The following is a 5,214-nucleotide window of genomic DNA, read 5'->3' on the forward strand; positions in this document are numbered from 1 at the left end:
CCGCACAACTTCCACCCACACCCCGCTGCCACCCACACCCCGCGACGGAGGGGGTCGATCACGTAACGTCCGGCCCGTCCGCGCCGGCCGAACCTGCCGTGATCACTCGGATTCGGCTAGACCGGGTCGTCGCGAGTCAACTCCCAGAAGGCGACCGCGGCCGCGGCGGCGACGTTCAACGAGTCCACTCCGCGCCGCATCGGGATGACCACCCGTACGTCGCTGGCCGACTGGGCCGCCGCGGTGAGGCCGGGGCCCTCCGCCCCGAGGAGCAGCGCCGCCCGTTCACGCTGCGCCGGGGGAAGTCGCTGGATCGGTACGGCGTCCGGAGCCGGCGTCATGGCGAGCACGGTGAACCCCGATTCCCGCACCTGGTCCAAGCCGGCGGGCCAGCCTTCGAGTTTGGCGTACGGCACCGCGAAGACCTCCCCCATGCTGACCCGGACGCTCCGCCGGTACAGCGGATCGGCGCAGGACGGCGACAGCAGCACCGCGTCGATGCCGAGCGCGGCGGCGCCTCTGAAAACCGCCCCGAGGTTGGTGTGGTTGTTGACGTCCTCCAGGATCACCACGCGGCGGGAACTGCGGAGTACCTCGGCCGCGCTCGGCAGTTCCCGCCGCTGGAACGACCCGAGTACGCCCCGGTGCACGTGGAAGCCGGTGGTCTGCTCCAGCACGGCCGGGCTGGCGGCGTAGACGGGCGCGCCGCCGGTGTCCAGGTCGCCGAGCTGGTCGATCCGTTTCGCGTCCACCAGGAACGACCGTGGCCGGTAGCCGGCCCGGACCGCTCGGCGCAGCACGAGCTCGCCCTCGGCGATGAAGAGGCCGTGCGGTGGCTCCCATCGGGTGCGCAGCTCGACGTCGGTGAGCGCCCGGTAGTCGGCGATCCGGGGGTCGCCCGGATCGGCGATCTCCTCGATCGCCGCCACCGGTACGGCACCGGCGCGCTTCCCGACCTGGTCGGGCAGGGTGCTGGGGGATTCTTCGGTGGACACGGCGCCGATTCTCCCCGCGCCTCCTCCCCCGCCCCGGTCCGGGGCCCGGTCCCCTGGTCGGAAGGGGCGACCGGATCAGGTAGGAGATTTCCTACCCTTGACCGGTAGGCAATCGCCTACCTATCATTCCCCGGATGGCGATCACAAGAATCCAGTTGCTCTCGATACCCGTCACCGACCAGGACCGGGCGAAGGACTTCTACGTCGACACCCTGGGCTTCGAACTGCTCGGCGACAACCAGATGGGCCCGGACCAGCGCTGGGTCCAGGTGGCGCCGAAGGGGGCCGCGACCTCGATCACCCTGGTCACCTGGTTCGACACCATGCCACCCGGCTCGGTCAAGGGCCTGGTGCTGGAGACCGACGACCTCGACGGCGACGTGGCCGACCTGACCCGTCGGGGCGTACCGATCGACGGCGGCATCCAGGACGCGCCCTGGGGCCGGTACGTCAGCTTCGACGACCCCGACGGCAACGGCATCGTGCTACAGGCGACCACCGCCCGTGGCTGACGTCGACGTCTTCGCCGCGTTGGCCAGCCCGACCCGACGACAACTGCTCGGCCTGCTCCTGGACCAGGGCGCCCGTCCGGTCCAGGAGTTGGCCGAACACTTCGACATGCGCCGTCCGAGCCTGTCGGAGCACCTCCGGGTACTCAAGGACGCCGGTCTCGTGGTCGAACGCCGGGCCGGCCGGCAACGCCTGTACTCGCTGCGCCCGGAGCCGCTGCGGGAGCTGTCCGAGTGGCTCACCCCGTACGAGCGGTTCTGGCGGGAGAAACTGTCCAACCTGCGCGACCTGCTCGACGCGGAGGGTGACCAGATGGATGGAGACCCACGATGACTGAACTCGGTGTGATCAGAGCAGGACAGTTCCTTCCCCATCCACCGGTACGCGTCTGGCGTGCCCTCACCGACGCCGAACTGCTGGCACGCTGGTTCATGCCCAACGACTTTCGGCCGGTACCGGGGCACCGGTTCACGTTCCAGGCCAAGCCCCGGCCGGAGCAGAACTTCGACGGTGTCGTGCACTGCGAGATCCTGGAAATCGAACCGGTTCGCCTGCTCCGGTTCGCCTGGCGCGGGGGACACCTCGACTCCACCGTGACCTGGACGTTGACCGCCGAGGGGCACGGCACCCGGCTCGAGGTCGAGCACGCGGGATTCGATCCCGCCGACCCGGACCAGCAGTTGGCTTTCAAGATCATGGGCGGTGGTTGGCGGTCACACGTCCTGCGGGGCCTGGCGGACCTGCTCGCCGCGCAGGACGAACCCTCGGGCCGGTGAGCCCGGACGGTGGAGCGAGATGGCACCGTCCGATCAGGACGGGGCGGGCTCGGGCGGCGCCGTCGGGACCAGCCCGCCACCGCCCGGTACGGTCCCGGTGGGTGTGGTCCCGGTCCCGGTGGCTACCACCCCGCCACCTGTCGGTACCACCGCGCGATCCGTCGGTACGACCGCGGCGACCGCGCCGGGCGTACTCGCCCGGGTCAGGGTGGCTCGGGCGACCGGGGGGACCAGTCGTCCCGCCCGCCAGGCCACGCCGATCCCGGCGGTGAGCACCAGCACCGCCCCGAGGCTGTGCAGCGCGGCCACCAGCAGCCCGCCGACACCGAGCAACGGAGCCGCGATCATCAACAGCGTGCCGTCGGCCCGACTGAACACACCGGAGCGGAACACCGCCAGACCGATCAGCCACCAGCCCAGCGAGTACAGCACCCCGCCGCTGACCGCGATGATCCGGCCCGTCGTACCGAACGCCGCCGTCTCGCCCGGCAGTCCGCCGAACGGCAGCAGCAGCATCGTCCCGGCGAGGGCGACCAGGAGACCCGCGGTGGCGATCATCCGGCTCCGGGCGGCGACCAGCAGGCTGGCCACGGCCATCACGCCGAGCAGGCCGAGCCAGAGCGCACCGATCCAGCCGAGCAACTGGGCCGCACGCGGCTGGGCGAGAAAGGGCGCCGAACCGGATCCGACCAGGGTCACCGAACCGTAGACAATGGCGTAACCGGGCAGTACCCAGACGGCGGCGCGGGCGAACCGGCGCAGCGACCAGGCCCAGGTGGCGTCGCTCGCCGGCTGGCCGGCTCCGCGCTCGACGACGAACGGCAACCGGGCGAAGCCGCCGTACGGCCACCGCCCCGACACCGGATCGGCGGTGTTGCCGAGCGTGGGTCCGGATTCGGGGGAACCGCCGCGGGTGGGGTCGGTGCCGCCGATCGTCCGCTGTGGCGAGTTCGTCCGTTCTGGTGGTGCGAGGTGGTACCTGGGGTTCGAGGGGTGGGTTTCCGATTTCGAGGGGTGGATCACACGCCGTCACCTCGCTCCACGCGCTGCGCGGGTGGGCGCGGGCGCATCCGCTCCGGCACCCCGCTCCTGGTCACCACCCGTCACTAGGACCGATCGTGTCAGGTACCGGGGTGCCGTGCGGACGCTTTCGCGAATCAGCCGCCCGAGCGCGGACGGAGGGCCCGCGAACTCAGGCGCGTTCCTGCCGCTTATCCACTGTGGAGTCGTCGACCAGGCTGGCCGTCGAGACCGGCTCGGGCGCCGGCAACTCCCGGCTGTCGGTGGACCGGGACGTCACCTGCGCCTCGGCGGCGCGTACCTCGGCGTCGACCTGCCGGGCCGCCTCGGCCGCGGCCTCGGCCGCCTCGGCGGCCTCCCGCTCGATCGCACCGGAGTCGACCGACGTCCGGGGCAGGTCGCCGACCATCTGGCTCAGCCCGCCCAACGCGCCGCCGATTCCCTCGAGCGCCTTGTTCAACTCGGCGGGCACGATCCAGACCTTGTTCGCGGTGCCGTTGGCGATCTGCGGCAGCGCCTGGAGGTACTGGTAGGCCAGCACCTTCTGGCTCGGGTTGGCCTGGTGGATGGCGTCGAAGACGGTACGGATCGCCTTCGCCTGGCCCTCCGCCTCCAGGATCCGGGCCTGCCGGTCACCGTCGGCGCGGAGCACCTTGGCCTGCTTGTCGCCCTCGGCAGTGAGGATCTGCGACTGCTTCTGCCCCTCCGCGTTCAGGATCGCCGCCCGGCGGTCCCGCTCGGCGCGCATCTGCTTCTCCATCGAGTCACGGATGCTCGCCGGCGGCTCGATGGCCTTGATCTCCACCCGCGTCACCTTGATGCCCCAGCGTCCGGTCGTCTCGTCGAGGACACCGGACAGGTGCCGGTTGATCTGGTCCCGGCTGGTCAGCGCCCGCTCCAGGTCGAGTGAGCCGATCACGTTACGCAGGGTCGTGACCGTCAACTGCTCGATGGCCTGGAGGAAGTTGGAGATCTCGTAGGTGGCCTTCACCGCGTCGGCGACCTTGAAGTACAGCACCGTGTCGATCGAGACGCCGAGGTTGTCCGAGGTGATCACGGGCTGGGGCGGGAAGCTGACCACCTGCTCCCGCATGTCGACCTTGGTCCGTACCGCGTCGATGAACGGCACCAGGAGGTTGAGGCCGGGGTGCAGGGTGCGCTTGTACTTGCCGAGCCGCTCCACCACGTCCTGGCGCTGCTGCGGAACGATCCGGACAGCCCTGATCAGAGTGACCACCGCGATCAGGGCCACGGCGGCCAACAGTAAACCGATCACAGTATCCACACTGCTCACCTCTTTGTATCGGGTTGCTCACCAGTAGCGATATCGTCGTGCCAGACCAGGGCCGTCACGCCCTTGACCTCGATCACCCGCACCCGCTCACCCGGAGCGAACACCTGGGTCACGTCGTAGGAACGGGCGGTCCAGATCTCGCCGTCGATCTTGACCACCCCACTCTCGGCGTCCACCCGTTCCAGCACCAGGGCGGTGCTTCCGGTCAGCGCCTGCATGCCGAACGGCTGCTCGTCGCCACCCAGCGCCGCCTGGCGGTGCCGCTGGATGGTCGGTCGGGCGAACACCAGGGTCAGCGCCGAGACGGCGGCGAACACCACGGCCTGGAGCGGCACCGGAGCACCGAGCGCGGCGGCGCCCGCGGCGGCGAACGCTCCGATCCCGAACATGATTAGGAACAGCGTCGTCGTGAAGATCTCCGCGACGACCAGTACGACGCCCAATACGATCCACAGGAGCGGCTCCACACACTGATCCTGTCACGCTGGCGCACGTGTCGGCCAACGGTGTATCGGTGCCGATAAGATCCTGTGCGCTGGTGTTTGAACGGATTCGCACACCAGCACCGAAACCGCCGGTGCCCATCCACGGCTCCGGGCCCGCCCGGTCCCCGACGTCC

7 protein-coding genes are annotated in these 5,214 nt (G+C 70.2%); 3 read left to right on the forward strand and 4 right to left on the reverse strand.

Features of this window, described 5'->3' with window-relative positions; genetic code table 11:
* Window positions 1-116: 116 nt before the first annotated feature.
* Window positions 117-920: a TrmH family RNA methyltransferase gene (locus tag I0C86_RS38720; RefSeq protein WP_196206289.1), complete on the reverse strand. Its 804-nt coding sequence runs from the start codon at window positions 918-920 to the stop codon at window positions 117-119.
* A gap of 209 nt (window positions 921-1,129) precedes the next feature.
* On the opposite strand from I0C86_RS38720, the gene I0C86_RS38725 reads away from it, so the two are divergent.
* Genes I0C86_RS38725 through I0C86_RS38735 form a run of 3 tightly spaced genes read left to right on the forward strand, consistent with a single transcriptional unit; the run spans window position 1,130 to window position 2,281 of the window.
* Window positions 1,130-1,507, forward strand: coding sequence for a VOC family protein (locus tag I0C86_RS38725; RefSeq protein WP_196206283.1), 378 nt, complete (start codon window positions 1,130-1,132; stop codon window positions 1,505-1,507).
* Window positions 1,500-1,838 (forward strand): ArsR/SmtB family transcription factor, encoded by a 339-nt coding sequence (locus I0C86_RS38730; protein ID WP_196206284.1) that lies wholly within the window; start codon window positions 1,500-1,502, stop codon window positions 1,836-1,838. Before I0C86_RS38725 ends, I0C86_RS38730 begins: the two co-directional genes overlap by 8 nt.
* Window positions 1,835-2,281: an SRPBCC family protein gene (locus tag I0C86_RS38735; protein ID WP_196206285.1), complete on the forward strand. Its 447-nt coding sequence runs from the start codon at window positions 1,835-1,837 to the stop codon at window positions 2,279-2,281. Before I0C86_RS38730 ends, I0C86_RS38735 begins: the two co-directional genes overlap by 4 nt.
* Window positions 2,282-2,314: 33 nt before the next feature.
* Here the strand turns inward: I0C86_RS38735 and I0C86_RS38740 are convergent, their stop codons facing one another.
* The 3 genes from I0C86_RS38740 to I0C86_RS38750 form a co-directional block, all read right to left on the reverse strand.
* On the reverse strand, window positions 2,315-3,304 hold the full coding sequence (locus I0C86_RS38740; RefSeq protein WP_196206286.1) for a hypothetical protein: 990 nt from the start codon (window positions 3,302-3,304) through the stop codon (window positions 2,315-2,317).
* 169 nt (window positions 3,305-3,473) lie between these two features.
* The gene (locus tag I0C86_RS38745) at window positions 3,474-4,586 is read right to left on the reverse strand and encodes an SPFH domain-containing protein (RefSeq protein WP_196206287.1); all 1,113 of its coding nucleotides are present in this window, start codon (window positions 4,584-4,586) and stop codon (window positions 3,474-3,476) included.
* Window positions 4,587-4,591: 5 nt separating this feature from the next.
* Window positions 4,592-5,062, reverse strand: a complete 471-nt coding sequence (locus I0C86_RS38750) for an NfeD family protein (protein ID WP_196206288.1) — start codon at window positions 5,060-5,062, stop codon at window positions 4,592-4,594.
* Window positions 5,063-5,214 lie beyond the last annotated feature (152 nt).

Origin of the sequence: Plantactinospora alkalitolerans (assembly GCF_015690345.1) — a bacterium.
Classification (GTDB): Bacteria; Actinomycetota; Actinomycetes; order Mycobacteriales; family Micromonosporaceae; genus Plantactinospora; species Plantactinospora alkalitolerans.

Bases quoted from the DNA above. Each gene is read 5' to 3' on its own strand.
- I0C86_RS38725 (WP_196206283.1), top strand. From the start codon at position 1,130: ATGGCGATCACAAGAATCCAGTTGCTCTCGATACCCGTCACCGACCAG.
- I0C86_RS38735 (WP_196206285.1), top strand. From the start codon at position 1,835: ATGACTGAACTCGGTGTGATCAGAGCAGGACAGTTCCTTCCCCATCCA.